Origin of the sequence: Methyloversatilis thermotolerans (assembly GCF_000372885.1) — a bacterium.
GTDB classification, from domain to species: Bacteria; Pseudomonadota; Gammaproteobacteria; order Burkholderiales; family Rhodocyclaceae; genus Methyloversatilis; species Methyloversatilis thermotolerans.
Genome location: NZ_KB889967.1, coordinates 26863 through 53822 on the forward strand (window position 1 = coordinate 26863; position 26960 = coordinate 53822).

Annotated in this window: 27 protein-coding genes; 15 read left to right on the forward strand and 12 right to left on the reverse strand. The window is 65.4% G+C overall.

Going from position 1 to position 26960, the window contains the following annotated elements:
* Window positions 1–83: 83 nt before the first annotated feature.
* From A3Q7_RS0100130 to A3Q7_RS0100145, 4 genes are all read left to right on the forward strand, one after another.
* Complete coding sequence (locus A3Q7_RS0100130; RefSeq protein ID WP_018409806.1) at window positions 84–1031, forward strand: PEP-CTERM domain protein; 948 nt, start codon at window positions 84–86, stop codon at window positions 1029–1031.
* Window positions 1032–1184: 153 nt separating this feature from the next.
* Entirely contained in the window at window positions 1185–2726 is a 1542-nt protein-coding gene (locus tag A3Q7_RS0100135) for a sensor domain-containing diguanylate cyclase (protein WP_157278038.1), read from the forward strand.
* Between the two features lie 54 nt (window positions 2727–2780).
* A complete protein-coding gene (locus A3Q7_RS0100140) occupies window positions 2781–4715 on the forward strand; it encodes a peptidase U32 family protein (RefSeq protein ID WP_018409808.1) in 1935 nt (644 codons plus the stop codon).
* 61 nt (window positions 4716–4776) lie between these two features.
* On the forward strand, window positions 4777–5499 hold the full coding sequence (locus A3Q7_RS0100145; RefSeq protein ID WP_040570654.1) for a zf-TFIIB domain-containing protein: 723 nt from the start codon (window positions 4777–4779) through the stop codon (window positions 5497–5499).
* 6 nt (window positions 5500–5505) lie between these two features.
* On the opposite strand, the gene A3Q7_RS20365 is transcribed toward A3Q7_RS0100145, so the two are convergent.
* From A3Q7_RS20365 to A3Q7_RS0100175, 6 genes are all read right to left on the reverse strand, one after another.
* On the reverse strand, window positions 5506–5676 hold the full coding sequence (locus A3Q7_RS20365; protein ID WP_018409810.1) for a DUF3149 domain-containing protein: 171 nt from the start codon (window positions 5674–5676) through the stop codon (window positions 5506–5508).
* Window positions 5677–5742: 66 nt separating this feature from the next.
* Complete coding sequence (locus A3Q7_RS0100155) at window positions 5743–6339, reverse strand: DUF4126 domain-containing protein (RefSeq protein WP_018409811.1); 597 nt, start codon at window positions 6337–6339, stop codon at window positions 5743–5745.
* Between the two features lie 122 nt (window positions 6340–6461).
* Entirely contained in the window at window positions 6462–6809 is a 348-nt protein-coding gene (locus tag A3Q7_RS0100160) for a hypothetical protein (protein ID WP_026224309.1), read from the reverse strand.
* The gene (locus A3Q7_RS19060; protein WP_198289144.1) at window positions 6806–7549 is read right to left on the reverse strand and encodes a hypothetical protein; all 744 of its coding nucleotides are present in this window, start codon (window positions 7547–7549) and stop codon (window positions 6806–6808) included. The genes A3Q7_RS0100160 and A3Q7_RS19060 overlap by 4 nt, the downstream gene beginning before the upstream one ends.
* Window positions 7542–8663, reverse strand: coding sequence for a PepSY-associated TM helix domain-containing protein (locus A3Q7_RS0100170; protein ID WP_018409814.1), 1122 nt, complete (start codon window positions 8661–8663; stop codon window positions 7542–7544). The genes A3Q7_RS19060 and A3Q7_RS0100170 overlap by 8 nt, the downstream gene beginning before the upstream one ends.
* Window positions 8664–8666: 3 nt before the next feature.
* Window positions 8667–10802, reverse strand: coding sequence for a TonB-dependent siderophore receptor (locus A3Q7_RS0100175; RefSeq protein WP_018409815.1), 2136 nt, complete (start codon window positions 10800–10802; stop codon window positions 8667–8669).
* Between the two features lie 166 nt (window positions 10803–10968).
* On the opposite strand from A3Q7_RS0100175, the gene A3Q7_RS0100180 reads away from it, so the two are divergent.
* The 3 genes from A3Q7_RS0100180 to A3Q7_RS0100190 all read left to right on the forward strand — a co-directional run bounded on the left by A3Q7_RS0100180 (window position 10969) and on the right by A3Q7_RS0100190 (window position 12911).
* A complete protein-coding gene (locus A3Q7_RS0100180; RefSeq protein ID WP_018409816.1) occupies window positions 10969–11472 on the forward strand; it encodes a MarR family winged helix-turn-helix transcriptional regulator in 504 nt (167 codons plus the stop codon).
* Between the two features lie 93 nt (window positions 11473–11565).
* Window positions 11566–11943, forward strand: coding sequence for a YybH family protein (locus A3Q7_RS0100185; protein WP_018409817.1), 378 nt, complete (start codon window positions 11566–11568; stop codon window positions 11941–11943).
* Window positions 11944–12014: 71 nt separating this feature from the next.
* On the forward strand, window positions 12015–12911 hold the full coding sequence (locus A3Q7_RS0100190) for a DMT family transporter (RefSeq protein ID WP_018409818.1): 897 nt from the start codon (window positions 12015–12017) through the stop codon (window positions 12909–12911).
* 165 nt (window positions 12912–13076) lie between these two features.
* Here the strand turns inward: A3Q7_RS0100190 and A3Q7_RS0100195 are convergent, their stop codons facing one another.
* From A3Q7_RS0100195 to A3Q7_RS0100220, 6 genes are all read right to left on the reverse strand, one after another.
* The gene (locus A3Q7_RS0100195; protein WP_018409819.1) at window positions 13077–13637 is read right to left on the reverse strand and encodes a histidine phosphatase family protein; all 561 of its coding nucleotides are present in this window, start codon (window positions 13635–13637) and stop codon (window positions 13077–13079) included.
* Between the two features lie 47 nt (window positions 13638–13684).
* Window positions 13685–15193: a CoA-acylating methylmalonate-semialdehyde dehydrogenase gene (locus A3Q7_RS0100200; RefSeq protein WP_026224310.1), complete on the reverse strand. Its 1509-nt coding sequence runs from the start codon at window positions 15191–15193 to the stop codon at window positions 13685–13687.
* 251 nt (window positions 15194–15444) lie between these two features.
* Window positions 15445–16620: a cardiolipin synthase ClsB gene (clsB, locus tag A3Q7_RS0100205; protein ID WP_018409821.1), complete on the reverse strand. Its 1176-nt coding sequence runs from the start codon at window positions 16618–16620 to the stop codon at window positions 15445–15447.
* The gene (locus A3Q7_RS0100210) at window positions 16617–17372 is read right to left on the reverse strand and encodes an endonuclease/exonuclease/phosphatase family protein (protein ID WP_018409822.1); all 756 of its coding nucleotides are present in this window, start codon (window positions 17370–17372) and stop codon (window positions 16617–16619) included. The genes clsB and A3Q7_RS0100210 overlap by 4 nt, the downstream gene beginning before the upstream one ends.
* 34 nt (window positions 17373–17406) lie before the next feature.
* Window positions 17407–18513: a quinolinate synthase NadA gene (gene nadA / locus A3Q7_RS0100215; RefSeq protein ID WP_018409823.1), complete on the reverse strand. Its 1107-nt coding sequence runs from the start codon at window positions 18511–18513 to the stop codon at window positions 17407–17409.
* 21 nt (window positions 18514–18534) lie between these two features.
* Window positions 18535–18984: a rhodanese-like domain-containing protein gene (locus tag A3Q7_RS0100220; protein ID WP_018409824.1), complete on the reverse strand. Its 450-nt coding sequence runs from the start codon at window positions 18982–18984 to the stop codon at window positions 18535–18537.
* 429 nt (window positions 18985–19413) lie between these two features.
* Between A3Q7_RS0100220 and glnA the strand changes: the two genes are divergently transcribed.
* From glnA to coaE, 8 genes are all read left to right on the forward strand, one after another.
* Window positions 19414–20826, forward strand: coding sequence for a type I glutamate--ammonia ligase (gene glnA / locus A3Q7_RS0100225; RefSeq protein WP_018409825.1), 1413 nt, complete (start codon window positions 19414–19416; stop codon window positions 20824–20826).
* 177 nt (window positions 20827–21003) lie between these two features.
* Entirely contained in the window at window positions 21004–21492 is a 489-nt protein-coding gene (locus A3Q7_RS0100230; RefSeq protein ID WP_026224311.1) for a DUF4124 domain-containing protein, read from the forward strand.
* 52 nt (window positions 21493–21544) lie between these two features.
* Window positions 21545–22648: a nitrogen regulation protein NR(II) gene (gene glnL / locus A3Q7_RS0100235; RefSeq protein WP_018409827.1), complete on the forward strand. Its 1104-nt coding sequence runs from the start codon at window positions 21545–21547 to the stop codon at window positions 22646–22648.
* On the forward strand, window positions 22645–24060 hold the full coding sequence (ntrC, locus tag A3Q7_RS0100240; protein WP_018409828.1) for a nitrogen regulation protein NR(I): 1416 nt from the start codon (window positions 22645–22647) through the stop codon (window positions 24058–24060). Before glnL ends, ntrC begins: the two co-directional genes overlap by 4 nt.
* A 28-nt stretch (window positions 24061–24088) precedes the next feature.
* Window positions 24089–24886, forward strand: coding sequence for a biotin--[acetyl-CoA-carboxylase] ligase (locus tag A3Q7_RS0100245; RefSeq protein WP_018409829.1), 798 nt, complete (start codon window positions 24089–24091; stop codon window positions 24884–24886).
* Complete coding sequence (locus A3Q7_RS0100250; RefSeq protein WP_018409830.1) at window positions 24883–25608, forward strand: type III pantothenate kinase; 726 nt, start codon at window positions 24883–24885, stop codon at window positions 25606–25608. The genes A3Q7_RS0100245 and A3Q7_RS0100250 overlap by 4 nt, the downstream gene beginning before the upstream one ends.
* Before the next feature lie 34 nt (window positions 25609–25642).
* Window positions 25643–26326: an SPOR domain-containing protein gene (locus A3Q7_RS20705; protein WP_018409831.1), complete on the forward strand. Its 684-nt coding sequence runs from the start codon at window positions 25643–25645 to the stop codon at window positions 26324–26326.
* A complete protein-coding gene (coaE, locus tag A3Q7_RS20710) occupies window positions 26317–26949 on the forward strand; it encodes a dephospho-CoA kinase (RefSeq protein WP_051079098.1) in 633 nt (210 codons plus the stop codon). Before A3Q7_RS20705 ends, coaE begins: the two co-directional genes overlap by 10 nt.
* The last annotated feature ends 11 nt before the right edge of the window (window positions 26950–26960 follow it).

A 26960-nucleotide genomic window follows, 5' to 3' on the forward strand; every position in this document is an offset into this window, starting at 1 on the left:
GCGGCGCGCTATCGCGGCATCGTTCGCCTGTTCATGCCCGGACGCTTCCTTGCCGCCGGGGCGCTCCATCCACGAGGTCCATCATGCGTCTTGCCCCTTATCTGTTCGCCGCGGCTGCTATCGTGCCCGCCACCGCATCGGCGGTTGATGTCGTTTTCGACTACCGCTACGACAGCGCAGGTTTCTTCGATGCCGACAAGCGGGCCGTGCTCGATCAGGTCGCCAGTCTGTTCAGTACCAACCTCACCGACACGCTGCTTGCCATACAGTCGGCCGGAAGCAACCGCTTCAATGCGCAGTTCTTCGATCCGCTCGACCCGATGAGCAGCGAGATCGAGCAGATCAGCAATTTTTCGGTGGCGGGCGACGAAATCCGCATCTTTGTCGGCAGCACCCAGTTCGCCGGCAATATTCTCGCGGTGGGTGGACCTGGCGCCTATTCAGCCCAGGGCTCGCAGGCCTTCCTCAATACCGTGGAGGCGCGCGGCCAGGCCGGCGCGCTTGCCGCGGAACCCAGCGACTTCGCTCCCTGGGGCGGCATCGTCAGTTTCAGCAGCACGGTGAACTGGTATGCCGATACCGACGTCACGACGCTGGAAAGCTTTGGCGGGCGCTTCGACCTGTACACGGTGGCGGTGCACGAAACCGCCCATGTGCTCGGCTTCGGCACGTCCGACAGCTGGACGGCACTGCTGCAGGGGCTGGTGTTCACCGGTGAATTGGCCACGCAGGTCAACGAGGGCTCGGCGGTGGGCATCGCCAACGATGGCAGCGAAGCCCATCTCGCCGCCTCCCTGCGCGGCATCGCGAATGGCGTCGAGCAATCTCCGTTGCTGGCGCCGCAGATCGCGGCCGGCCAGCGCAAGTACATGACGGATCTGGACTGGGCCGTGCTGTCCGACATCGGCTGGGAGGTTGCCAGCCTGCAGGCCACCGTGCCGCTGGCGGCCATTCCGGAGCCGGCGAGCTGGGCCATGCTGACCGGAGGCCTGCTGCTGCTTGCCGGGATGACCCGATCGCGCCGCGCCTGAGAACGGGCCTGCACAAGTCCTTGCACGTGAGGCTGCCTGCAAGGATTTGTGCGCCGCGTCATCAAGTTGTCGCGTGTGCGGCCGAAATTCCCTGCACCTTCATTCTTCCTGCGCAGCCGGCTGCCGCGATTCGTGGCGCGGGTTGGGCACTTCATGAGCAAGAGCAGCCCTCTACCGGCCGGGCAGGCCGTGCAATCCACGCATGCATCCGCCGCACCCGCCCAGGCCCCGGCGACCGCGGCCCGCGCCGCGCCGGAAGTGACCGGCGGGCGCCGGTTGGTGCTTGTGCTCGCAATCATGCTGGCGATCGGCTTCCTGGCAAACACGTTGATCAGTTACAGCGTGTCCTCGCGCGAAATCCGCCGTTCCATCGTCGAGAACGAACTGCCGCTCACTTCCGATACCCTGTATTCGGAAATCCAGAAGGATCTGGTACGCCCGATCTTCGTGTCCTCGGTCATGGCCGGGGACACCTTCCTGCGCGACTGGGTGCTGCGCGGAGAGCGCGATGTCCAGGCCATGACCCGCTTCCTGGCGGAAATCCGATCGCGCTACGACACCTTCACCAGCTTTTTCGTCTCGGAAACGTCGCGCAACTACTACCATCCTGACGGTGTGTTGCGTCGCGTACGACAGGGCGATCCACAGGACCAGTGGTATTTCCGCGCGCGCGGCCTGAGCGCGCCGTACGAGATCAATGTCGATGTCGACACCTCGGCGCCCGACACGATGACCGTGTTCGTGAACTACCGGGTGCTCGACTATTCCGGCAATACCCTGGGTGTGACCGGCGTCGGGCTGTCGGTCGATACCGTGCGCCGGCTGCTGTCCGGCTACCAGCAGCGCTACCACCGTGGTGTCTACTTCGTGGATCGCCAGGGGAATATCGTGTTGTTCGGTGACAAGCCGGCGCACGGCAGTCTGCAGATACGGGACATCAACGGATTGCGCGATATCGCGGATCAGGTGCTCGGCAGTGAAGCGGGCTCCTATCGCTACAGCGACCGCAGCGGCGATTACCTGCTGAACGTGCGCTATGTGCCCGAGCTGGAGTGGTACCTGTTCGTCGAGAAGGAAGAGGGCGAGGCGCTGGCCGACCTTCGCCGCACGCTCTATCTCAATCTGACCATCTGTGCGCTGGTGACACTGGCCGTGCTGGCCTTGAGCGGTTTCACGCTGGCGCGATATCAGAGGCGGCTGGAGCAGATGGCGACCACTGACCGACTGACCGGTCTGCTCAATCGCCATGCTTTCGAAACCATGCTGGAACAGACGCTGGCCGATGTGCAGCGCAGTCACCGGCCGGTATCGGTGTTGCTGTTCGACATCGACCATTTCAAGAACATCAATGACCAGCGGGGACATCTGGCCGGAGATGAGGTCATCCGCAAGGTGAGCGAGCGCCTGCGTGGCGGGCTGCGCGCTTCCGACATGGCCTGCCGCTGGGGCGGCGAGGAATTCATGGTCGTACTCAAGGACTGTTCGTCGGGGGACGCATCACGGCGGGCGGAGGCGCTCCGGGCACTGATCGCGGCTCATCCGGTCCGGGTGGATGATGTCGAACTGGGCACAACCGTGAGTGCCGGCGTGTCGCAGATGCGGATCGATGACACGCCGGTCAGCCTGGTCGGTCGCGTCGATGAGGCGCTGTACGCGGCCAAGAATGCCGGACGCGACCGCGTCGAGTCGGCTTGATGGCCTGCCGTCAGGATCGGCGATAATCCGGTCTTTGTCGCTTCCGCCGCACCCATGTCCGCCGACCGCAGCACGCTTGAACTTCTTGCTCCTGCCCGCGATGCCGAAATCGGCATCGAAGCCATCAATCATGGTGCCGACGCGGTCTACATCGGCGGCCCGTCGTTCGGGGCGCGCAAGGGCGCGGACAACGAGGTGTCCGACATCGCCCGCCTGTGCGCACACGCACACCGCTTCCACGCGCGCGTGTTCGCGACCATGAACACGATATTGCGCGACGATGAACTCGAGCCCGCACGCCGTACGATCTGGCAGCTTTACGACGCAGGGGTGGATGCCCTCATCGTGCAGGACATGGCGCTGTGCGAAATGGACCTGCCACCGATACAGCTGCACGCTTCGACCCAGACCGACATCCGCGACGAACGCAAGGCGCGCTTCCTGCAGGACGTCGGTTTCACCCAGATCGTGCTGGCGCGCGAAATGACGATAGAGGACATCCGCAAGGTCGCCGCCCACACGTCCTGCGTGCTCGAGTACTTCGTGCATGGGGCGCTCTGTGTCGCCTATTCCGGGCAGTGCTACATCAGCCACGCGCACACCGGCCGCAGCGCGAACCGCGGCGAGTGTTCGCAAGCCTGTCGTCTGCCCTACACGCTGACCGACGCGCAGGGGCGTGTCGTGGCGCACGACAAGCATCTGCTGTCGATGAAGGACAACGACCAGTCGGCCAACCTGCGCGCGCTGATAGACGCTGGCATCTCGTCTTTCAAGATCGAGGGCCGTCTGAAGGACATGGCCTATGTCAAGAACATCACCGCGTACTACCGGACGCTGCTCGATGGCATCCTGGACGAGCGTCCGGCACTGCGGCGCGCTTCGAGTGGGCGATCCACCTTCACCTTCACGCCGCAACCCGAGAAAACCTTCAATCGCGGCCTGACCGATTATTTCGCCAACGGGCGTCAGCACGGCATCGAGGCCTTCGAGTCGCCGGCTTTCGTCGGCGAGGAGGCGGCCACGATCACGCGTGTGGGCAGCGATCACATCGAGGTCGAGGCGGCCGTGGACATCCATAACGGCGACGGGCTGAGCTATTACGACAGTCACCGGGAAGTTTCCGGTCTGCGCATCAATGTTGCGCAGGGGCGACGTCTTTACCCCAATGCGATGCCGGACGATCTGAAGCCCGGCATGACCTTGTACCGCAACCGTGACCAGGCCTTCGAGCGCGCGCTTGAGCGCAAGTCCGCGGAGCGACGCGTACGCATCGATCTGCAACTGGACGAGGTGGCGCAGGGCTATGCCCTGACGCTGTGCGACGAGGACGGGGTGAGCGCGCGTGCCGAACTCGCCCATGACCGTCAGCCGGCGCGCGACCCGGCGCGTGCGCTCGCGGCGATGCGCGACAGTCTGGCCAAGCTCGGCAACACCATGTTCGAGGCGGGTGAAATCGCTTTCGGTTTCGCGCAGCCCGCCTTCCTGCCCGCGTCGGTGCTGAACGGCTTGCGGCGCGACGCGGTGGCCCTTCTGGAGCAGAACAGGCTCAAGGCCCATGTGCGGCCGCGGCCCGGGGTGCCGGTGCAGCCGCCGGTGCGCTTCACCGATAGCGAGCTGTCCTATCTCGCCAATGTCTACAACGAGAAGGCGCGCGCCTTCTATCGCAAGCATGGTGTGGAACTGATTGCCGATGCCTACGAAGCCAACCAGACCTTGGGCGAGGCGTCACTCATGATCACCAAGCACTGTCTGCGCTTCAGTCACAACCTCTGTCCGAAGGAACTGAAGGAGTACGATCTGCGCGGCATGGTCAAGGCGGAGCCGATGACGCTCATCAATGGCAATGACACGCTCACGCTGCGCTTCGACTGCAAGAAGTGCGAAATGCACGTGGTGGGACGCATCCGGCCGAATGTTCTCAAGGCGCAGGCGGTGCCGGTCACATTCCATCGCAGGATGCCGGAGGGCATCGGCCGAACGAAGGCATGACTGGATCATCGACGCGACGCAGGGCATCATTCCGGCGAAAGCGAGCCCTTGCCGACCGAGAATGAACAGCCATCCGCACTGTCCTTCCTGTAGCCTGCCGATGCAGGCCCATGCCTTCGTCAATCACCGCGGGCTTTCGCTGGAACTCGACATCTGCTGGCCCTGCCAGGGCATCTGGTTCGATCATCGCGAAAGCCTGCAACTGTCTCCGGGCTCGGTGAATGACCTGTTCCGGCTGCTGCACGCGCATCGCAATGAAATGCGGCATCCGGTCGCGGACGTCATGCGCTGTCCGCGCTGTGTCAGCAGACTGGACAAGGGGTTCGATCTGGTGCGCAGCGGTCGTTACATCACCTGGCGCTGTCCACAGGATCATGGTCGCTACAGCAGCTTTTCGTCATTCATGATCGAAAAGGGTTTCGTGCAGCAGATGAGCCCGGCCGAGATCGCCGATCTTTCGAAGCGCGTGGGGGCGGTGTATTGCACCAGTTGCGGAGCGCCGGTGGATATCCGGCGCGATCACGCCTGCCCGCACTGCCGCTCGGCCTTTTCGCTGCTCGACCCCGATGCGGTCGCGCGTGCGCTGCAGAACTTCCACACGGCCGAAGTCAAGCGCACGACGCAGGATGCCGGAAGCATCGCCGACGCGCTGATCGAAAGCGAGCGGCTGAACGCACGGGCACAACGGGAACGATCGCTCGCGCGGGCGCGCGGGGATGAATCCGAGGCGGCCGACTTGCTGGTGGCCGGCCTCGGACTGCTGTGGGGCGCGCTGTCCCGTTGAACGTCTTCAGGTGCCGGGCTTCACGCTGTTGTCGTTGCGTGCGGCAGCCGCTGCATCCTCATCCATGTGACGCTTGAAGAAGCGTGCATACCAGATGAGCATATAGATCACCACGGCAATCACTACCAGACTCATCAGACCGTAGTCGGTCGACAGCAGATCGCTCCATGCCTTCATCACAGTCTCCTCGTCATCAGGTAGGGCTATTGGAACGCCGACGAGGCCGGACCGATCTGATCGAGGTCAACCGGTTGCTTGCTTGCCGGAAACCCAGGACAACAATCCGGTCAGGAAGCGCCACATCCGTGGCAGCAGCCACCAGAGCATGATGACGAACAGCGCGAGCAGGATCAGGAATGCCAGTGGATAGACGAAAGCCAGCCACAGGCCGGTCAGGGCCAGACCGTCCTCACCGGCGGACAGGAGCAGATTGCTGAGCGGCTCGGGCGAAGCATTGACGGCCAGTCGACCGCCCGCCTTGGTCAGATGAGTGGCGCCGCTGAGGGTTCCGCCCAGCAAGGCGCCAGCGAACATGCCCGCGCTGCCCTGGTCCGCGAGCGCCCACGCGGCGAGCAGGGCGCCGACCGGAATGCGGATGAAGGTGTGCAGCGCGTCCCACAGGCTGTCCAGCGCCGGCATCTTGTCGGCGAGGAATTCCACGCACATGAGCAGGCCGGCCACGCCCATGACCACCGGATGTTCCAGCACATCCAGCTCGCCCGGCAGCGCGAACCATTCCATGCGCCCGGCCAGTCCGGCAAGGAAAACGACCGCATACGGGCGCAGGCCGCTGGCCCAGGCCAGCCCTGCCGCAGCCGCCACTGCTTCCGTCACGTCCATTGCCGTCTCCACGTGCTCCCTGTATTGATTCTAGGGCGTATACGGAAGAAGTTCAGGTGCGGCTGCGCCGCGTCAGTCCTGGTCCGGTGACGCGCTTCACGCGCTGTGCGTTGCCTGCCGGCTCAGGCCAGCAGCGCGGTCAGCGTCAGCAGCAAGCCTGCCAGTCCGATGGCGCCGCCGGCGCGCAGAGTACGGCGTGGCCAGGCATTGATCGCGGCAACGAACAGGCTGCCTGCCACCATCCAGCCGGCGAGTACCGTGCCCGGGCCGGCAAGCGCGCCGATCTGCCATACCGCCAGTGCGAGCTGCAGCAACAGGCCGATGGCCGCGATGCGGTGACCATGGCACAGAAGCCAGCCCGGGATGTCGGCCTGCATGCGCATGCGGGATTCCCGGCTGCCGCAGAACAGGGCGGCAACCAGGGGTGCGGACATCAATGCACTGCCCAGTGCGGCCATCCCGGTGCTCATGCGCGCACGCCTCTGCCGGCACTTGCTTGCGGGCGTGGCAGATGCCAGGTACCCGCCGCGGCCAGCAGAGCCAGTAAGGCCAGCACAGGACGGTCAGCATGAAGTGCCAGGGCGCCCAGCAGCGCGCATCCGGCGAGCCAGGCGATGGCGGTGGCGCCGCGGAACCAGAACGACAGCGATACCGCCGGCAGCATCAGGAAAAAGGTGATCAGCATGCCGGCATGACCGGTGCCGCGTTGGTCGCCGCTGGTCATGCCGATGCGGAAGCTGTCGATGAAACAGGCGGACAGCGCGAGCCAGGGCAGCGCTGCACGCAGGATGTCCAGTGCCCGGCGCTGTCGGGGCGGCCGGGGCAGGCCTCGCGGCGCAGCCGCTGACGAGGGCGGCGTGCCTGCGCTCGCGAGCGAGCGCCAGCAAGCCGCCAGCAGCAGTGCGAGCACGCCGCCGCAGAGGGCGACCGGGGCAGCCAGCGGGGCGTGCGACAGCAGGCCGGATGCGGCGACGCTTGCCGCTGTCATGGCGGCAATCAGCAGTCCTGTCCGCCACACCTGCAACGGGGTGCGGCGCAGCGCGCTCGCGGTCGCGATCAGCAGCCAGAGTGTCAGGTAGAGCCAGGGGCCGATGCCGTGATTGCCCTGCAGCCACTCGATGCGCTGGCCGGCCGCCACGGCCAGTGCGCAGCACAGCAGCAATGCACTGCAGGATGCGGTGATGAAGGCGGCCATGAGGCGTTCAAACATGGGCGACTCCGCTTTCGTTCGCAGGCGCCTCGTGCGTCGAGCGCTTCATCTGTCGGCGGCGGTCGGCCCAGATGAGGGTGCCACTGACGGAAAGTCCCGCCGCGCTCACGCCCAGCAGGGCGTACAGCGCCTTCAGGGTGATGCCGCCGAAATGGCCGAAGTGCAGCGGCTCCATCCAGCCATTGAAGCGGCTCCAGAAGCCCCTCTCGCGTGGATCGAAGCGCTCGATCCGATGACCGTCACTGCCGGAATAGGTCAGGCGCGCGGTGCTGATGAGCGCATCGGGCAGATCCCCGGTCAGGATCACCACGGCGTCGGCACGCCCCGCGTTGCGCAGGGTGATCACTTCCGGCGAGAAGCCGGGCAGGTCCTCGCGCGCGCGTTGCAATAGCGTGTCGACCGACACCAGCGGCGCCTTGGTCTTGTCCGTCGGCAGGCTCTTCAGCGGATCCTGGATGCCGGCGAAGTATTCGTAGCTGCCGATGAACAAGGGGGCGAGACCCAGCCACGCGCCGGTGAAGGCGATCAGCACATGGAAGGGCAGGCCCCAGATCGCCGTAGCCTTGTGCGTATCCGACATGGCCAGTCGCGGGCTGCGCCCCCAGCGCAGCGTGAACAGCTCGCGCAGGATCTTGCGGTGGATCACGAAACCGGTCAGTGCCAGCACCAGCATCAGCACGCCGAGAAAGCCCACGATCCAGCGCGGGCCGAAGAACAGGAAGACATGCAGCATGCGGATGAACTGACCGAGCTGGCTGTCCACCTGGCCCTTCACCTCACCGGTCCGCGCGTCCACCGCGACCTTGGTGCGCATGCTGCCTTCCTTTTCCCGCACGAACACGTAGTAGGCGGGCGAGCTGCCGTCGGGCAGCACGATCTGCTCGGCGCGCCCTTTCGGATAGGCCGAGCGCACTGCCGCAAGAACGGCATCGGGTCCGACCGCCGGTGCGCCCGGCGCCCGTGCATGGAGCGACGGGTTGGCCCAGTAGTCGATCTCGTGCTTGAACACCACCAGCCCACCCGACAGGCAGACGATGAACAGCAGCAGGCCGGTGATGATGCCGACCCATGAATGCACGGAAAACAGCAGGGTGAGAGTGCGCTGCGACGGCATCGATTACAGGTCCAGCGTGACCGTGGCCAGGATGCGGCGCGGGTCGCCGAGTGGAATCACGTTGTTGTTCAGGCCGCCGGCAAAGTAGTCGCGGTCGAACAGGTTCTTGACCACCAGAGCGAGCCGATAGCCGTTGCCGATATAGCTCACGCTGGCATCGAATACCGTGTAGCCGGGAATCACATAGTTGAAGGAATAGCCCGCCTTCTCACTTTCGTAGCGAAGTCCTCCGCCCAGACCCAATCCGGTCAGCATTCCTTTCCGCTCCCGGTATTCGGCCCACAGCGAAGCAGCGTGACGCGGCAGGTTATCGAGCGGCTTGCCGACATTTGCCAGCGTATTGTCGCGTACCACCTCGCCGTCCGTGTTTGCGTAGCTGCCCGATACGTTCCACCCGCTCGCGAGATCGGCCTTCACCTCCAATTCATATCCTCGGGTACGTTGCTCGCCTATCGTGATGTAGAAGCCGGTGTTGTTCGGATCACTGGCACGCACGTTCTGCCGTTCCAGGTCGAAATAGGCGACGGTCCCCTGGATGCGGCCGTTGGCTGACGATAGTTTCACTCCGACCTCGTTCTGCTTGCCGGTCTCCGGCGCTGCCGCTGAACCATCGACCCTGGAACCGCCCTGTGGCAGGAAGGATTCGGCATAGCTCAGATAGGGCGATATGCCTGGTAGCAGTTCGTACATGAAACCAAAGGAACTTGTCGTGGTGGCGTAATCTTCCTTCGTTGCATAGTTTGCGGTCAGCTCGTTGAAGGAATCCAGCGAAGACCAGTCGCGTCGCGTGGTGAGACTCAGGGTCGCCCGGTCCGCGATGCGGATCTGGTCCCGCAGATAGACACCGGTATAGTGGATTTCCTCGCTGATGTCGGTCAGCGGTGTAGCGCCGCAGGAAGCGCTGGCGCCATACACCGGGCGGTAGATGTTCAGTGCCGCCACGGTGCAGCGCGTCGTGATTTCCCGCTTGTTGAACCTGTTCATGTCGACCCCGAGCATGACGTGATGGGCAAAGTTGCCGGCGACAAGGGTCGTGCCGAGCTGGGTGTCAAGTGAGGTGCTGTAGCCGCTGAAGTCCTGCACCGTTCCTTGCCGGTTCAGCAGCACATTGTTCGCCTGCAGTCCGGAAATGGAAATGAGGCGCCCATCCATATTGAAGTCCTGCCAGCGGAAGTTCTGGCGCAAGGTCCAGCCGGAATCAAAACGGTGTTCGAGCGCATACCCTATCCTGGACTGGTCGGATTCATACGGACCGAACGAGGGTTCGCCAATGAACAGGCTGCGGTCAACCTTGCCATTCGGGTTGGGCCGCACGGATCCGGTGGCGGGAAGTCCCTGCTGCCGGATGTACTCGCGCGTCTGGAAGCTGGTCAGTATCGTGAGATCGGTGCGCGTGCCCAGATCCAGCGACAGCGCGGGGGCGATCCAGCGGTTCTTGTAGTACACGAAATCGGTCGGATCGTCGCTGTTCATCAGCAGGCCATTGATGCGCAGCGCGGCGCGGCCGGTTTCCGACAGCGGCCGGCCGAAGTCGAAGGTGGCCTGGCGGAAGTTGTCGCTGCCGCCAGTGAAGCTGAATTCGGTGAAGGCCTCCGCGCGCGGGCGCTTGCTCACCATGTTCACCATGCCGCCGGGCTGGGTCAGGCCGAAGTTCACCGAAGCCGGTCCCTTCAGCACTTCGATGCGTTCGGCGCCGAAAGTCTCCTGTCCGATGCGGCTGTCCATCTCTATCCGCAATCCGTCCAGGAACACCGATTCGGTTGCCCGCTGGCCGCGGAGGATGAAGTCGTCCCAACCGCGCCGGCCATAGTAGCCGGACACCACGCCGGCTACGCCCTGCAGCGCGTCGGTGAGCGACTGCACGCCGCGTGCATCCATCTGGTCCCGCGTCAGCACGGTGACCGATTGCGGCAGCTTGTCCAGCGGCAGGTCGGATTTCACGGTGGTCTGGCTGGCCTTGCGTACTGCAAAGCCATTATCGCTTTCGTCCTTGACGGTGACCGCGGGCAGGCTGGGTACCGCCGTTCCTTCTTCCGTGGAGGAGGCCGCGTGTAGCTGCGCATGGAGAGAGAAGCCGGTTGTGAACAGGGCAATCGACAGCGTCAGGGGGCGGTGCTGGAAGGGGGCGCGGGCGGACATGGCTTCGAATGACGGAGTTATAATAAAAAGAATGATTCTCGTTATTATCACGCAACATGACCCCGCTCCGATGCGCCGTCTTCAATCCGAGCCCCGGAGCGGGGTACGTGAGCCGGATACGGAACATATGTTGACAGGTTAGTTAGCTAACTATAAGGTTCCGTACATGCTTCAAGTCAAAGAACTGCCCACGCCGGACATCCTCCGTCGCTTCGCCCAGCGCTACCCCGATGCCGACACGAGCGCGGTCAGCACCTTGCTCGTGCTGTTGCGGGCGGCGACCGAACTGTCGCAGGCGCTGGATACCTTCCTGCTGCGCCATGGCTTGCTGCAGGGGCGCTGGTGGGTGCTCATCCTGCTGTTCCGCGAGGAGTCCTTGCAGTCGTCTCCCTCGGAACTAGCCGGCAAGGCAGGCGTCACCCGGGCAACCATGACCGGTCTGCTTGACGGGCTCGAGCGCGACGGTCTGGTGCAGCGCAGCTTCGAGGCGGCGGACCGCCGCCGCGTGACCGTGCGATTGACTGATGCGGGCCAGGCCGCACTGGATCAGGTGATGCCCGATTACTACCGGCGAGTGCGCGCGCTGATGGTCGAGCTGGACGAGCCGCAGCGCGAACAGCTGCAAACCCTGCTCGGCGTATTGCGCAAGGGCACCCAGGCGTTCGCCTGATCTTTCGGCGCCCGTTCCGCGGGCGTTTTTGTTGCCAGGATCGTTAGCTTCCTTATCAACTGTGCATCCCTCCCGATCTGAAAGGACAAGACCATGAATGACGCACTGAAGACCGAAATCGCCGCCATCAACGCCCGCTGGGACGAGGCGTTCAACCGCGGCGACGCGGCGGCCGTCGCCGCGCTGTACGACGCCGAGAGCGCGGTGCTGCCGGCCGGAGGCGACGCGGCACTCGGTCTGCCGGCCATCCAGGCCCTGTTCGCCGGAGCCATTGCCGGCGGTGTGCACGATCACCGCATCGAGATGCACGCGGTGGCGGGCGATGGCGGCTATGCCACCCAGCGCGGCCGCTGGAGCGCACGGGCCAAGGGCGCCGATGGCGCGGTGCAGACCTTCTCCGGCCATATCACTGTGGTGTATCGCCGGCAGCCCGATGGCAGCCTGCGCGCGCTCACCCACATCTGGAACTGATCCGTGGCGCATCGGGGGCCGTTCGCAACTCGCACGCCGGCACGCATCGCGCGGGCCGGGCGCTGCCCGCGATGAGCGCGCCGGGGCAGGCCCCCCGGGCGCTGGCGGCACTCGGCCTGCTGGCCATCATCTGGGGCTACAACTGGGTGGTGATGAAGATCGCGCTGCACGACATGCACGCGGTTCAGTTCGGAGCCTGGCGCACCTTCGGTGGCGCCCTCTGCCTGTTCGTGCTGATGGCCGTGCTGCGCCGGCCGCTGCGTCCACGCAAGCCGCTGTGGCTGCTCGTGCTCGGCCTGCTGCAGACCGCGGGCTTCACCGGCCTCATCATCATCGCGCTGGTGAGTGGCGGCGCCGGAAAGACCGCCGTGCTCACCTACACCATGCCGTTCTGGGTCATGGTGTTCGCCTGGCCCATGCTGGGTGAGACGCTGCGCGGATGGCAGTGGCCGTCGGCGCTGGCCACGCTGTGCGGCCTGCTGCTCATCCTGGATCCGCTGCATCTGGGCAGCGACCGGTCGAGCATGATGCTGGCCACCCTCGCCGGGGCGTTCTGGGCACTGTCGGTCATCCTGGTCAAGAAGCTGCAGGCGCGCGCGCCGGACATCGATCTGCTGTCCATGACCGCCTGGCAGATGCTCTTCGGATCCTTGCCGCTGCTGGCCTGCGCGCTGCTGTGGCCGGCACCGCCGGTGCGCTGGACGCCGGCACTGCTGGGTGCGATCGCTTTCAACATCCTGCTGGCGAACGCGCTGGCCTGGCTGTTGTGGCTGTACGCCCTGCGACGTCTGTCCGCAGGCACCACCAGCATGGTGTCATTGCTGACGCCGGTCATCGGTGTCGTCGCTGCCGCGATGCAACTGGCAGAGCGCCCGAGCGTGCACGAGATGGCAGGCATGCTGCTGATCGGCGTCGGTCTGTGCATGCTTCCGCTCGAGGCACGCCGACGACGAGCGCTCGCCGGCTGATCGCGCATCCGCTGCGCCCCCTGGTTAACGGGTGAAGCCCGCTGCGACACTTGCTGCAACGGCCATGCTCCGCTCGACGACAAGGGCTTCGTCGCCCGTGACGACGAGCATTTCGCAGCGGCGAAGCGAACAAGGCGGGCGGCAGTCAGCCGCGCCGCCGCGCGCTCACAGTGTCAGCCTGCCGATCACGCGTGTCGTGCCGTCCTGCCCACCTCCGAGTACGACCGCCTCACCCATCGCGAGGTCCTCGCCGCACAGCGCGAGAATGTTCACCTGATGCGTGACGGCCAGCACGCGGTGACCGACCGGCAGACTTGTGATGAGGCCGCGCAGCGCGCGTGTCTGGCTCTCGCGGTCGCCCTGTCCGGCGAAGAAGGAATTCAGCTCGGGCCGGATGACGACCTGTTGCTGCGGCACCATCAGGCGTGCGGTATCGATGCAGCGGCACCAGGCGCTGCTCCACACCGCGTCGAAGCGGATGCCGTGCTCGACCAGCGCCTCGCCGGACCGTTTTGCCTGCTGCCGACCTTCGGCCGACAGATTGCGCTGTGTCGCACAGTCATCGATGCGAAAGCCCGGTGGATCGCCGATTCCGGGATCCGTGCGCGCGTGACGCAGCAGCAGCACGCCGCCGCCGCGCAGCGACTGCAGCGCCGGTTGTGCCGCGCGGGCCGCGGGAAGCAGCGGCAGGGTGACGAACGTCAGGCAGAAACGGCGCTTGTCCATGTGCGGGACCTCATGTCAGACCCGCGCATTGACCGCTGCCGCCGCCTTCAGTTCACCGGCATCACGAATTCCGGCCCGCGCGAACCGCTGTCGGGCCAGCGCTGCATGATGCTCTTGTAGCGGGTGTAGAAACGCACGCCTTCCTCGCCATAGGCATGCAGGTCACCGAACAGGCTCTGCTTCCATCCGCCGAAGGAATGCCAGGCCATCGGCACCGGTATCGGCACATTGATGCCCACCATGCCGGCTTCGATGCGCTGGCCGAATTCGCGTGCGGCTGCCCCATCCCGCGTATAGAGCGACACGCCATTGCCGTACTCGTGACGGTTCACGAGGGTGATCGCCTCGGCCAGGCTGGCTGCCCGCACGACGCACAGCACAGGCCCGAATATCTCCTCGCGCCAGATGCGCATGCCGGGCGTCACATGATCGAACAGGGTGGCACCGAGGAAGAATCCCTGCTCGTGTCCGGCGACCACATGCCGGCGTCCGTCGAGCACCAGCGTCGCGCCTTCGGTCACGCCGGCATCGATCAGTGACACGATGCGTTCGCGATGTGCTGCCGTCACCACCGGTCCCATGTCGACGCCTTCGCCTTCGCCATCGCCGATGTTCAGCTTCTGTGCGCGCATGCGCACTGCCTCGACCAGCGCGTCGCCGATGTCGCCTACCGCGACCGCGACCGATATCGCCATGCAGCGCTCTCCTGCCGAGCCATAGGCGGCGCCGATCAGCGCATCCGCCGCCTGGCCGATGTCCGCGTCCGGCATCACCACCATGTGGTTCTTCGCCCCGCCCAGCGCCTGTGCGCGCTTGCCTTGACGCGACGCGGTTTCGTGGATGTGGCGTGCGACCGGTGTGGAGCCGACGAAGCTCACCGCGCGCACCTCGGGGTGGGCGAGCAGGGCATCCACCGCGACGCGATCGCCTTGTATGACAGAGAACACCCCGTCGGGCAGACCGGCTTCACGGAACAGTTCGGCGGTCAGCAGCGAGGGCGACGGATCCCGTTCCGAAGGCTTCAGGATGAAGCTGTTACCGCAGGCTAACGCGACCGGCGCCATCCACATCGGCACCATGAAGGGAAAGTTGAACGGGGTGATGCCGGCGACCACACCCAGCGGCATGCGCTGGCTCCAGTTGGCGATGCCGCCGCCGACGTGGTCGGAATACTGGCCCTGCAGCAGATGCGGGATGCCGCAGGCGAACTCGATCACCTCCAGCCCGCGCTGCACTTCGCCCTGTGCGTCGGGCAGCGTCTTGCCGTGTTCGCGCGTGATCAGCCGCGCCAGATCGAGGCTGTATCGCTCCACCAGTTCCTTCATCCGGAACAGCACGCGCGCCCGGCGCTGCGGCGCCGTTGCGGCCCACGCCACTTGCGCCGAGCTTGCGCTGGCAACCGCCCGGTCGACGAGGGCGGCGTCCGCGAGGCAGACTTCGCGGGCGATCCGACCGTGGGCCGGGTCGAACACCGGCGCGCGCTCGTGTCCGCCGTGGGCCGCTTGTCCGTCTATCCAGTGCGGAATCAGATCCGAGGGGAGGGTATGCCGGGTCATGGCGTGCATCCTGCTGCATGAACAGGCCACCATTGTGCCGCTTCGCTGTCGCCGGTGCAGGATTGCGAAGGCTTCGTCCGGCGAGGCCGACCGGTCTGCGACACGTCGGCAAGGCGGCCGGTGCGAGCGTCCCGCGCGGAGCCGGTCACCGCCGGCAGGCAACGCGAACGCGGGCATTCTCAAGGACCGGCGCCGGTTTGCCCGCAGCCTGCATGGGTCGTAGCGACAGGGCTTGCGCGCGGTGGATGCGCTCAGCGGTCCTCGAGCATGTGGCGGCTCATCTTCTCGCCGGCCAGACCGATCATGAACCGTATCAGGCCATACGCCATCCAGCGCAGCAGCCTTTCGTGCAGCGGGCGGCTGCGCCACTGGCGGTGCCGCAGTTCCCGGCCTCCGTGCTGCGCTGCGGCAAGGAGGCTCTGTTCCAGAGTCGCCGCAAACGCGTGGTCATGGATCACCACATTTGCTTCGCGCGCCAGCATGAGACTGAACGGATCGATATTGCTCGATCCCACGGTGGCCCATTCGCCGTCGATGACCGCTGCCTTGGCGTGCAGGAAGCTGCGCCGGTACTCGAATATGCGCACCCCTTCCGAAAGCAGTGAGCCGTAGAGCGCCTGCGATGCGTAATGCAGCAGCGCATACTCGACCCGTCCCTGCAGCACCAGCGTGACCGTCACGCCGCGCCCGGCGGCGGCGATCAGTGCCTGGCGGAAGCGGCGGCCCGGCAGGAAGTAGGCGTTGGCGATGACGATGTGCTGGCGGGCTCGCGCGATCGCATCGAGATAGGCGTTCTCGATGTCGTGCCGGTGTCTCACATTGTCGCGGGTGAGCAGCGATGCTTCCACGGTGCCCGCCGGCGCGATGCGGTGCGTGAAGATGCGCCCGAGACGTGGACGGAACTGCAGTGTCGCCCAGGCGACGCGCTCCCACAGCTTGACGCATTCGGCATGGATGCGCGCCACGAGCGGTCCGCGCACGCTGACCGCGTAGTCGAAGCGGGGCGGCTTCTGGCGGGGCGTATCCATGTCATCGATGATGTTGATGCCACCGACGAAGCCGGTGTCGGCATCGATCACCGCCATCTTTCGGTGCATGCGTCTGAGTCGCCGACGGCTGAGGTTGATGCGCGCGAGCTCCGGCCGGAAGGTGAGCACCTGTACACCTGCGGCCTCAAGGCCGGGCTGCAGCGTGTGTTCGAAATCGCGGGCGCCGAAGCCATCGACCAGCACCCGCACCCGCACCCCGCGCAGCGCGGCCCGCGCGAGTGCCGACGCCATCCGGCGACCCGTTTCGTCGTCCGCGAAGATGTAGGTTTCCAGGAAGATTTCGGTTCGCGCCTCCTCGATGCAGCGCTCCAGCGCCGGGAAGTACTGCGTCCCGCACACCAGAAGCTTCACGTCATTGCCTCCGAGGCGGCGCGTCATGACCGCTCTTGCAGGCTGAGCAGCGCCGTCAGCGCGGCGTGGTCGGAAATGCGGGCCCAGGGATTGCCGGCATGTCGCGCCACCTCGCGCACGCGCAGCCCGCGCACATAGATGCGGTCCAGCCGCAGGATGGGAAAGGCGGCCGGAAAACTGCGCGCCGGACGACCGTGCAACTGGCTGTGTGCCTCGTGCAGTCCGAGCGCATGCGCCCATTGGTCTTCGGCGCGGTTGTGCCAGTCGTTGAAGTCGCCGGCGACGATCAGTGCTTCGTCGCCAGGTATCGCACTGCGGATATGTTCGGACAGCATGGCGTACTGACGTTCCCGTCCGCGCGCGGTCAGCCCCAGGTGCACGCACAGCGCATGCACACGCGTATGACCGTCAGGTTCGATCACGCAATGCAGCAGGCCGCGCTGTTCGAAGCGATGGGCGGATACGTCGCGATTGACCGACTGCGCGATCGGATGTCTGGACAGGATGGCGTTGCCATGGTGGCCGTGATCATAGATGGCATTGCGGCCATAGGCGGTCGCCGGCCACATGCGGTCGGCCAGGAACTCGTACTGGGGTTCCGCCGGCCAGTCGGCGTGGCGTTGCGCGTGGCCGTGATGCTGGCCCTGCACCTCCTGCAGGAACACCAGATCGGCGCCGAGCGCCTGCAGGCGTTCCCGCAGTTCGTGTATCACCATCCGGCGATTGAACTGCGAGAAGCCCTTGTGGATGTTCCAGGTGCAGATGCGCAGTTCGGTCATGCGCCGTGGATCTTCGGCGGGCGCCCGGGCGCGCTCAGGGCGAAGCCGCCAGCATGCGGTCCATCGCCACCCTGGCGCCGGCTGCCTCGTGCGCAGGCACGCTGATGCGGTTCACGACGTTTCCTTCGGCGAGGTTCTCCAGCGTCCATGCCAGATGCTGAGGATCGATGCGCTGCATGGTCGAACACATGCACACCGTGGGCGCCATGAACTGCACGGTCTTGCCTTCGTGCTTCACTTCGTCCGCCAGCCGGTTCACCAGGTTCAGCTCGGTGCCTACCAGCCACTTCGTACCCGGTGCGCCGGCCTTCACCGTCTTCAGGATGTACTCGGTCGAACCGACGTAGTCGGACTGGCGGCACACCTCGAACGCGCTTTCGGGATGGGAAATGACGATGCCGTCCGGATTCTGGTTGCGCCAGCGCAGGATGTGCGAGGGCTGGAACATCTGGTGCACCGAACAGTGCCCCTTCCACAGCAGGATTTTCGCCTTCGCCACCTGTTCCGCGCTCAGTCCGCCATTTTCCAGATCGGGGTCCCACACCAGCATGTCCTCGAGCGCGATCCCCATGTTGTAGCCTGTCCAGCGACCGAGATGCTGATCGGGGAAGAACAGCACTTTCTCGCGCCGCGCCAGCGACCACTCGAGAATGCTGCCGCAGTTCGACGAGGTGCAGACGATGCCGCCGTGCTCGCCGCAGAAAGCCTTCAGATCGGCGGCGGAATTGATATAGGTGACCGGCGTGAACACCTGGTCCGGATCGCCGCCGAGCAGTGCGCGCAGTTCGCGCCAGCAGCGCTCCACCTTGGCGAGGTTGGCCATGTCGGCCATCGAACAGCCGGCGGCAAGGTCGGGCAGGATGGCGGTCTGTTCCGGCCTGGACATGATGTCCGCCACCTCGGCCATGAAATGCACGCCGCAGAATACGATGAACTCGGCATCGGTCTGGCTGGCAAGGCGCGACAGCTTGAGCGAGTCGCCGGTCAGGTCGGCGTGGCGATACACGTCTTCACGCTGATAGTGGTGACCGAGAATGACCGCGCGCTGTCCGAGTTGTGCGCGGGCAGCGCGTATGCGTACCTGTGCCTGTTCGTCGGCCAGGACATTGAAACGATCGAAGCTGATGGGGGCGACTTGCATCGGAAATCCTCGTGCGGCGAATCAGCTCTGGCGCCAGGGAAGACCCGCCTGTCGCCAGCCGCCTACCGTGCTGCGATGGCCGTTCGCATCGAGATCACCCTCGAAGCCTTCGAGTATGTTGTAGGCGTTGCCGTAACCTGCCTCGGCCGCCGCCGTGGCGGCACCGTGCGAACGACCACCACTGCGGCACAGGAACATGACCAGACCTTCCGGATCGACCTGACGCTTGAGCTGCGCGATGAAATCCGGATTGCGCTGGCCGCTGGACATATTCCACTCGATCTGCACCGAATCCGGTACCTCGCCCACCCACTGCCATTCTGCGGATGTACGTACGTCCACAATGCGGGCACCGGGCGCCAGTTTCAACAGTTCGTAAGCCTCGGCGGGGGTGACTGCGCCCGCGTAGGGCAGTTGCAGTTGCTGGGCGCGCTCGCGTGCGAGGCCGAGTATCTGTCCCAATGTGGCCATGACGTTTCCGGGTAGAAAGGTGAAGAGGCAAAAGTATACAGCGCGCCGTGCTCCTGCGTCCGCCCCGAAACGGTGCGCTTTCAGTCAAAACCGCACCTGGGTGGTGCTGTGTTGCGCCGCTTTTGTGCATGCTGTGTAGGCCACGGGCGCTGTGGCACAATCATCAGGCTGAACCCGACGCGTGGCACAGCTTCTGCTTAGGCTCGTGCGGCATCGACTCCACCGTACTGCACCGGACGCATGAGTCCGGACGCGGCGCTGAGGGAATGCCCACAGACCACGGCGCTGCGCATCAGGAAAAAACGTGATCCGAAGGGCGGCTGAAGGCCGTCCGCCCTGATTGCGCCGAAGCAGACCCGGACGTGTGCGAGCTTGCTCACCCCAAAAACAAGCCGAACCCGTTGCACATATACCTCGTAGGAGAAACTAATGACGACCGCGAAGCAGGTTCTCGACATCATCAAGGAAAACGAAGTCAAGTTCGTCGACTTCCGTTTCACCGACACCCGTGGCAAGGAGCAGCACGTCGGTGTGCCGGTCAGCGCCTTCAGCGAAGACAAGTTCACCGAAGGTCACGCTTTTGATGGTTCGTCGATCGCCGGCTGGAAGGGCATCCAGGCGTCCGACATGCTGTTGATGCCGGATCCCGCAACCGCCTATCTCGACCCGTTCTTTGATGAAACCACGCTGGTGATCACGTGTGATGTGGTCGAACCGTCCGACGGCAAGGGTTACGACCGTGACCCGCGTTCCATCGCCAAGCGCGCCGAAGCCTATCTGAAGTCCACCGGCCTGGGCGATACCGCCTACTTCGGCCCGGAACCCGAATTCTTCATCTTTGACAGTGTCGAGTGGAAGGTGGACATGTCGGGTTGCCGCGTGCAGATCTTCTCGGAAGAGGCTGCATGGGCCACCGGCGAGAAGTTCGAGAGCGGCAATACCGGTCACCGTCCGATGGTGAAGGGCGGTTACTTCCCGGTCCCGCCGGTCGATTCGCACAATGACATCCGTGCCTCCATGGTGCTGGCGCTGGAAGCCATCGGCATCCCGGTCGAAGTGCACCACCACGAAGTGGCGACCGCCGGCCAGAACGAGATCGGCACCAAGTTCAACACCCTGGTCCGCCGCGCCGACTGGACTCAGGCTCTGAAGTACGTCGTGCACAACGTGGCGCACAGCTACGGCAAGACGGCGACCTTCATGCCCAAGCCCATCGTTGGCGACAACGGTTCTGGCATGCACGTGCACCAGTCGATCTGGAAGGACGGCAAGAACCTGTTCGCCGGCAGCGGCTATGCCGGTCTGTCCGAGTTCGCGCTGTATTACATCGGCGGCATCATCAAGCACGCCAAGGCGCTGAATGCGATCACCAACCCGGGTACCAATTCGTACAAGCGTCTGGTTCCGCACTTCGAGGCACCGGTCAAGATGGCCTACTCGGCCCGCAACCGTTCGGCGTCCGTGCGCATCCCGCACGTTGCCAGCGACAAGGCCCGCCGCATCGAAACCCGCTTCCCGGATCCGCTTGCCAACCCGTACCTGGCTTTCGCCGCGCTGATGATGGCCGGTCTGGACGGTGTGCAGAACAAGATCCACCCGGGCGATCCGGCGGACAAGAACCTGTACGACCTGCCGCCGGAAGAGGACAAGCTCATCCCGACCGTGGCAGGCAGCCTGGACGAAGCGCTGGCCGCGCTGGAAGCCGATCACGCTTTCCTGACCAAGGGTGGTGTGTTCTCGGAAGACTTCATTTCGGCCTATATCGACCTGAAGCAGCAGGAAGTGAATCGCCTGCGCGTGACCACCCATCCGGTCGAGTTCGACATGTACTACAGCCTCTGATCCACGCGCGCGTGGAGCGCGTGCCGCTTGCTGCGGCATGCGCGGCAGACCTTCGCTCCCGGCGCTTTCCCGGCCCGGAGCGAGAAAAAGGACGGCAACTTGCCGTCCTTTTTTGTTGTCTGTCTGCGGGCAGGCAACCTACACTCGGACCACCATCACAGGTATCAGGTGACGTACATGCTTCAGGGGTCTTCCCGCGTGGCCGTACTCGTCGCACTACTGACCGCCGCGTCGGCCCACGCGGATGTGTACAAGTGCATCGATGAGGACGGTCATGTCACGTATACCAATGACAAGTCGCGCGCGCGTGGCTGCAAGCAGTTGTCGAGCGATGTGCCGGTCAGTTCGGTTCCGGGGCCCGCCTCTACAACGTCCAGACCCGCCGCCGGCCCGTCGTCTTCTGCCGGTTTTCCGAATGTGAGCAACGATCAGCAGAAGACACGGGATGGCGAGCGCCGGCGCATTCTCGAGGCCGAGCTCGCGGCGGAACAGAAGAGCCTGGACGAGGCGCGCAAGGCGCTGGTCGAGGGTGAGGCCGTCCGGCTGGGCGATGAGCGCAATTACCAGAAGTATCTCGATCGCATCCAGGCGCTGAAGGACAATGTGGCTCTGCACGAGCGCAATGTGGATGCACTGCGCAAGGAGATCGGAAAGCTGCAGCAGTGAGCCCCGCGGCCCTGCCGCACCACCTGGCGCGTTTTTTGCCTAGAAAGCCGCCATGAGCTCGAAGTCAGCCCGTTCCAATGCAGCACCCTCCACGCGTCAGTGGCCCGACCGGTTTCTCGGGCTCGAACTGCTCGCCAGCGCAGTGGCCCTGCTCGACGCGGAACGCAACATTGTCTATCTCAATCCCGCCGCGGAGAACCTGTTTGCCTCGAGTGCGGCAAAGCTGGTCGGCCAGCGCTGCGAGCGGCTCATCGGCAGCGAGCACGGCCTGGACCTTGCGCTCGAGAACGCGCTGGCCAAGGACTGGAGCTATACCGGGCACAATCTCAGTGTTGATCGTCTCCTCGGCGGTCCGCTGCAACTGGACTGCACGGTGTCGCCGGTGCACGCGGACGGTGCACGCATCCTGCTCGAGTTCCGTCCGATCGACCAGCAGTTGCGTGTCGCGCGCGAGGAGCAGTTGCTGCAGCAGCAGCAGGCGAATCGCGAGCTCATCCGCAATCTCGCGCACGAAATCAAGAATCCGCTGGGCGGCATACGCGGTGCGGCGCAGTTGCTTGAAGGCGAGCTTGATCGTCCCGAACTGCGCGAATACACCCAGGTCATCATCAAGGAATCCGACCGCCTGCAGGACCTGATGAACAGGCTGCTGCATTCGCATCGCAGCATGCAGGTCACCACCGTGAGCGTGCACGAAGTGCTCGAACGCGTGCGGCTGCTCATCGCGTCGGAGTTTCCCAAGGTGGCGGTGCAGCGGGACTATGACACCAGCCTGCCCGATCTTGTGGCTGATCGCGAACAGCTCATACAGGTGGTGCTCAATATCGCGCGCAACGCCGCGCAGGCGATGAGCGGCGACGGCGTGATCCGGTTGCGCACGCGCGCCTACCGGCAGGCCACGCTGGCCAAGCGCCGTCACAAGCTGGCACTCGAATTGCAAGTGATCGACAACGGCCCGGGCATTCCCGAGGAGCTGCTCGATCGCATCTTCTATCCACTGGTGTCGGGTCGCGATGGCGGGACCGGTCTCGGTCTGACGCTCGCACAGAGTTTCGTGCATCAGCACCACGGCACCATCGAGGTGCAGAGCCGGCCCGGCAATACAGTCTTCACAATCTTGCTGCCCTTTAAACAGGGCGCGACGGAGAAAACATGAATCCGGTCTGGATCGTCGATGACGACCGCTCCATACGATGGGTGCTGGAAAAGGCCCTCGCTCGCGAGTCCATTCCCTTCGAAACCTATTCCGCCGCACAGGAGGCGCTCGATGCGCTCGATGCGGGCGGCCTGCCGCAGGTTCTGCTGTCCGACATCCGCATGCCGGGTGAATCCGGACTGTCGCTGCTGGAAAAGGTGAAGGCGCGCTATCCCAGCCTGCCGGTCATCATCATGACCGCCTATTCCGACCTCGACAGCGCGGTGGCCGCCTTCCAGGGCGGCGCCTTCGAGTATCTGCCCAAGCCTTTCGACGTGGACCATGCGATCGAACTGGTGCGCCGCGCGATCGAGGAGAGCATGCACCAGGGCGAAGCGCCGGTCGAATCGAACATGGCGCCGGAAATCCTCGGCAAGGCGGCATCGATGCAGGACGTGTTCCGCGCGATCGGCCGCCTGTCGCAGAGCCACGCCACGGTGCTCATCAACGGCGAATCGGGCACCGGCAAGGAACTGGTCGCGCGTGCCTTGCACCGTCACAGCCCGCGACGCGACGCGCCCTTCATCGCAATCAATACCGCGGCCATCCCGCGCGACCTGCTGGAATCCGAGCTGTTCGGCCACGAAAGAGGTGCGTTCACCGGCGCCACGGCAACCCGTCGCGGTCGATTCGAACAGGCGGATGGCGGCACGCTGTTCCTCGACGAGATCGGCGACATGCCGCCGGAGTTGCAGACCCGGCTGCTGCGCGTGCTGTCCGACGGGCAGTTCTACCGCGTGGGCGGTCATTCGCCGATCAAGGCCAACGTACGGGTGATCGCGGCTACCCACCAGAACCTCGAGGATCGGGTCAAGCAGGGCCTGTTTCGCGAAGACCTGTTCCACCGGCTGAACGTGATCCGCCTGCGCATACCGCCGCTGCGCGAGCGGCGCGAGGACATCCTGCTGCTGGCCCAGCACTTCATGACCAAGAGCGCGCAGGAACTGGGTGTGGACGCCAAGCGCCTGTCCGAACCGGCGATGCGCTATCTGCAGGGGCTGGATTTTCCCGGCAATGTGCGACAGCTCGAAAACCTCTGCCACTGGCTCACGGTCATGGCACCTGGCCAGACCGTGGATGTGAAGGATCTTCCGGCAGAATTGCGTTCCCAGCCGGCACGTGAAGTCAGCGGCGACTGGGTGTCCGCGCTGGCGTCGGAGGTCGACCGCCTGATCGCGCTCAAGCAGCCCGCCCTGTTCGATCATCTGGTGCAGGAATTCGAGCGCACGCTGATCCGCCGTGCGCTCGCCAGCACCGGTGGCCGGCGCATCGAGTCGGCGCAACTGCTGGGCATAGGCCGCAACACCATCACCCGCAAGATCCAGGAGCTGAACATCGAAGGCGGCCGCGAGGCCGACCCCGATAGCGAGTAGTCGGCCCGCCGCGGCTACAATCCGCGGCATGACCGATCCCGAGCAGCTCACCCGGGCGTTGTGCGCCCGGCTTCGCACCGTGTCCGATGGCTGGCACATCGACGTGTGCCAGCGCACCGGCAGTACCAATTCCGACCTGCTTGCGCTGCGCGGCGACGACAGGCGCGTGCTGTGTGCGCTCGAACAGACCGCCGGTCGCGGCCGGCGCGGTCGGGACTGGACATCCGCGGCCGGCGACAGCCTCACTTTTTCGCTGCGCATCCGTTTTTCCGGACGGGCAGACCGGCTCGCAGGGCTCAGCCTTGCGGTCGGCGTGGTGCTCGCCGAGGCCCTGCAGCAGCGGGGCGTGGACGGGCTCGCACTCAAGTGGCCGAACGACCTGATGCGCGTGCGCGACGGCGTGCCGGGCAAGCTGGGAGGGGTACTGATCGAACTGTTGCCGGCAAGCACCCATGTCGACGTGGTGATTGGCGTCGGCCTCAATCTGGCGCCGCCGCCGCCCGGCGACTATGCACATCCGCCAGTCGCGCTGTTCGCCGGTCCTCCCGCCGAGGACGACTGGCTGGCCACCGCAGGCGATCTGATTGCCGCGCTGATCGAGGCCCTGCCGCGCTTTGCCGACAGCGGCTTCGCCGGCTTTGCCACCCGCTGGGAAGGTTTCAATCTGCATGCCGGCCGGCAGGTGCTTGTCCTGGGCGAACAGACGACAAGTGAAGGTCGTTGCGTCGGCGTGGATGTCGATGGGGCGCTCAGGCTGGAACGCGATGGCGTGGTCAGCCGCGTGCTCAGCGGCGACGTCACCCTGCGTGCGGCGAATCCGGCATGAGCGTGCGCGTGCTGTTGATCGATGTCGGCAACAGCCGCATCAAGTGGGGGTGGCGCGATGCCGACGGTCGACTGGCGGCCGACGTGGAAGGCGTCGATACCGCGCTTGCCGACCGGACGACGCTGTCCGCTGCCTGGCAGCGGGCGCAGCACTGCGTCTACTGTTGCGTCGCTGGCGAAGCGGCCGATCGGGTGCTGCGCGCGGCCTTGCCGGCCGGATGCCGGAGCCACCGTATCCGCGCCGCGGCAAACGCATGCGGCATCGACAACCTGTACCACGATCCTGTGCGGCTGGGTGCCGACCGCTGGGCGGCGCTCATCGGTGCGCGCACGCTGCTCGACGGCGCGCTGGTCGTCGTATGCGCAGGTACCGCGACCACCGTGGACGCGCTGGATGCCGGGGACCGCTTCCTCGGCGGCTACATCCTGCCCGGTGTGGATCTGATGATGGAGTCGCTGGCGCGCCGTACCGCGGATCTTCCGCTTGCGCGCGGTCAGGCGACGCAGTGGCCCCGTAACACCGACGATGCGATATTCAATGGCTGCGTCGGCGCCCAGGTGGCGCTGATAGAACGGGTCCGGCAACGCATGGGCGATGCGCGCATCGTGCTGTCCGGAGGCGGCAGCGAGGCACTGTGGCCGCAGTTCGCCGATCCGCCGGCGCGCATCGATCACCTCGTGCTGCACGGACTCGCCCGCATGGCGGGCGATGTGCTGAAATGACCGGATTCTCCGCTTCCACCGCGATACGATCGTCATGCGTCTTGCCTGCCTGCTGTTCCTGCTGATCAATCTCGTGCTGCTGCCATGGACGGCCGGACTGGTGTCGCCGGCGGTTCCGCGCGGCGAGGCCGACCGGCTGGCGCGCCAGCTCGACGCCGAGCGCATTCGCGTGCTGCCGGTCGAAGCGGATGCGCAGCCGGTGGTCAGCGCGACCGAGGCACCGCCGGCAGACGCCACCCTGGCCGAACCGCCGGTCGGCACGCGCAGTTGTCGTGCCCTGCTGGGCCTGAGCCGCGAACAGGTGGATCAGCTCGCCGTGCGCGTGCGCGACAGCGGGACTGCGCTCGAACTGACGGAATCCGAACAGGGCGCGACCTCGTCCTGGTGGGTGCACATTCCGGATCTGGCGACACGGGCGCTGGCCGATCGCAAACAGGCGGAACTGCGCGCACTCGGGGTGAACGAAATGGCACTCATGCCCGATCAGGATGGCCAGAAGTTCGCGATATCCCTTGGTCTGTTCCGTACCGAGGCCGGTGCGCGCGAACTGCTCGACAGGCTGAACACCCAGGGGGTGCGCAGCGCGCGCATCGCCGAGCGCGAGGGGCGCGGGCAACGCTGGCGTGTCGAGCTGCGCGGCAGCGAACAGGCGTTGACCAGCGTGCTCGAGGGTGCAGCGGAACTGCTGGCGGCCGGCGAGCAGGCGGCGTGTCAGTGAGGCATTTCGTGGTCGGCCTCACCGGCGGCATAGGCAGCGGCAAGTCCACGGTGGCCGCGCTGTTCGGCGCTCATGGCGCGGCACTGGTCGATACCGACGCCATCGCGCACCGACTGACCGGTTCCGGCGGCGCGGCCATGCCCGTGTTGCGCGCAGCCTTCGGCGAAGACATCGCCACCACTGAGGGCGCGCTTGATCGGGTACGCATGCGCGAGCGGGTGTTTGCCGATGCATCGCTGCGGCGGCAACTCGAGGACCTGCTGCACCCCTTGATTCGCGAGACTGCGCGCAGGCAGATCGATGCGGCGTTTGCGGCGGGGGCGCCTTATGTCGTGCTGGCGGTGCCGCTGCTGGTCGAAGCGGGCGACTGGGCGTCGCGCTGCGACCGCGTGCTGCTGGTCGACTGTCCGGTCGAGCTGCAGCGTCGGCGCGTCATTGCACGCAGCGGACTGAGCGGGGAACAGGTCGACCGCATCATTGCCGCCCAGGCGACGCGCGAAGCGAGGCGGGCGGTGGCGCACGACGTGATCGACAACGACGGAGACGAGACGGCGCTTGCAGCGGCTGTTTCCCGGTTGCACACCCGCTACATGGCGCTTGCCGGCTCAGAAAAGCCCGGTTGAACATTGTGACT

What these genes read in the sequence shown, in the direction of transcription:
- A3Q7_RS0100200 (WP_026224310.1), bottom strand. Translation starts at nt 15,193, where the DNA reads ATGACCCGGCATACCCTCCCCTCGGATCTGATTCCGCACTGGATAGAC.
- glnL (WP_018409827.1), top strand. Translation starts at nt 21,545, where the DNA reads ATGAGCTCGAAGTCAGCCCGTTCCAATGCAGCACCCTCCACGCGTCAG.
- A3Q7_RS0100185 (WP_018409817.1), top strand. Translation starts at nt 11,566, where the DNA reads ATGAATGACGCACTGAAGACCGAAATCGCCGCCATCAACGCCCGCTGG.
- A3Q7_RS0100220 (WP_018409824.1), bottom strand. Translation starts at nt 18,984, where the DNA reads ATGGCCACATTGGGACAGATACTCGGCCTCGCACGCGAGCGCGCCCAG.
- A3Q7_RS0100250 (WP_018409830.1), top strand. Translation starts at nt 24,883, where the DNA reads ATGAGCGTGCGCGTGCTGTTGATCGATGTCGGCAACAGCCGCATCAAG.
- A3Q7_RS0100135 (WP_157278038.1), top strand. Translation starts at nt 1,185, where the DNA reads ATGAGCAAGAGCAGCCCTCTACCGGCCGGGCAGGCCGTGCAATCCACG.
- nadA (WP_018409823.1), bottom strand. Translation starts at nt 18,513, where the DNA reads ATGCAAGTCGCCCCCATCAGCTTCGATCGTTTCAATGTCCTGGCCGAC.
- A3Q7_RS0100195 (WP_018409819.1), bottom strand. Translation starts at nt 13,637, where the DNA reads ATGGACAAGCGCCGTTTCTGCCTGACGTTCGTCACCCTGCCGCTGCTT.
- A3Q7_RS19060 (WP_198289144.1), bottom strand. Translation starts at nt 7,549, where the DNA reads ATGTTTGAACGCCTCATGGCCGCCTTCATCACCGCATCCTGCAGTGCA.
- A3Q7_RS0100170 (WP_018409814.1), bottom strand. Translation starts at nt 8,663, where the DNA reads ATGCCGTCGCAGCGCACTCTCACCCTGCTGTTTTCCGTGCATTCATGG.
- glnA (WP_018409825.1), top strand. Translation starts at nt 19,414, where the DNA reads ATGACGACCGCGAAGCAGGTTCTCGACATCATCAAGGAAAACGAAGTC.
- A3Q7_RS0100190 (WP_018409818.1), top strand. Translation starts at nt 12,015, where the DNA reads ATGAGCGCGCCGGGGCAGGCCCCCCGGGCGCTGGCGGCACTCGGCCTG.
- A3Q7_RS0100180 (WP_018409816.1), top strand. Translation starts at nt 10,969, where the DNA reads ATGCTTCAAGTCAAAGAACTGCCCACGCCGGACATCCTCCGTCGCTTC.
- A3Q7_RS0100145 (WP_040570654.1), top strand. Translation starts at nt 4,777, where the DNA reads ATGAACAGCCATCCGCACTGTCCTTCCTGTAGCCTGCCGATGCAGGCC.
- A3Q7_RS0100210 (WP_018409822.1), bottom strand. Translation starts at nt 17,372, where the DNA reads ATGACCGAACTGCGCATCTGCACCTGGAACATCCACAAGGGCTTCTCG.
- A3Q7_RS20705 (WP_018409831.1), top strand. Translation starts at nt 25,643, where the DNA reads ATGCGTCTTGCCTGCCTGCTGTTCCTGCTGATCAATCTCGTGCTGCTG.
- A3Q7_RS0100155 (WP_018409811.1), bottom strand. Translation starts at nt 6,339, where the DNA reads ATGGACGTGACGGAAGCAGTGGCGGCTGCGGCAGGGCTGGCCTGGGCC.
- A3Q7_RS0100245 (WP_018409829.1), top strand. Translation starts at nt 24,089, where the DNA reads ATGACCGATCCCGAGCAGCTCACCCGGGCGTTGTGCGCCCGGCTTCGC.
- A3Q7_RS0100140 (WP_018409808.1), top strand. Translation starts at nt 2,781, where the DNA reads ATGTCCGCCGACCGCAGCACGCTTGAACTTCTTGCTCCTGCCCGCGAT.
- A3Q7_RS0100230 (WP_026224311.1), top strand. Translation starts at nt 21,004, where the DNA reads ATGCTTCAGGGGTCTTCCCGCGTGGCCGTACTCGTCGCACTACTGACC.
- A3Q7_RS0100175 (WP_018409815.1), bottom strand. Translation starts at nt 10,802, where the DNA reads ATGTCCGCCCGCGCCCCCTTCCAGCACCGCCCCCTGACGCTGTCGATT.
- A3Q7_RS0100130 (WP_018409806.1), top strand. Translation starts at nt 84, where the DNA reads ATGCGTCTTGCCCCTTATCTGTTCGCCGCGGCTGCTATCGTGCCCGCC.
- clsB (WP_018409821.1), bottom strand. Translation starts at nt 16,620, where the DNA reads ATGACGCGCCGCCTCGGAGGCAATGACGTGAAGCTTCTGGTGTGCGGG.
- ntrC (WP_018409828.1), top strand. Translation starts at nt 22,645, where the DNA reads ATGAATCCGGTCTGGATCGTCGATGACGACCGCTCCATACGATGGGTG.
- A3Q7_RS0100160 (WP_026224309.1), bottom strand. Translation starts at nt 6,809, where the DNA reads ATGAGCACCGGGATGGCCGCACTGGGCAGTGCATTGATGTCCGCACCC.
- A3Q7_RS20365 (WP_018409810.1), bottom strand. Translation starts at nt 5,676, where the DNA reads ATGAAGGCATGGAGCGATCTGCTGTCGACCGACTACGGTCTGATGAGT.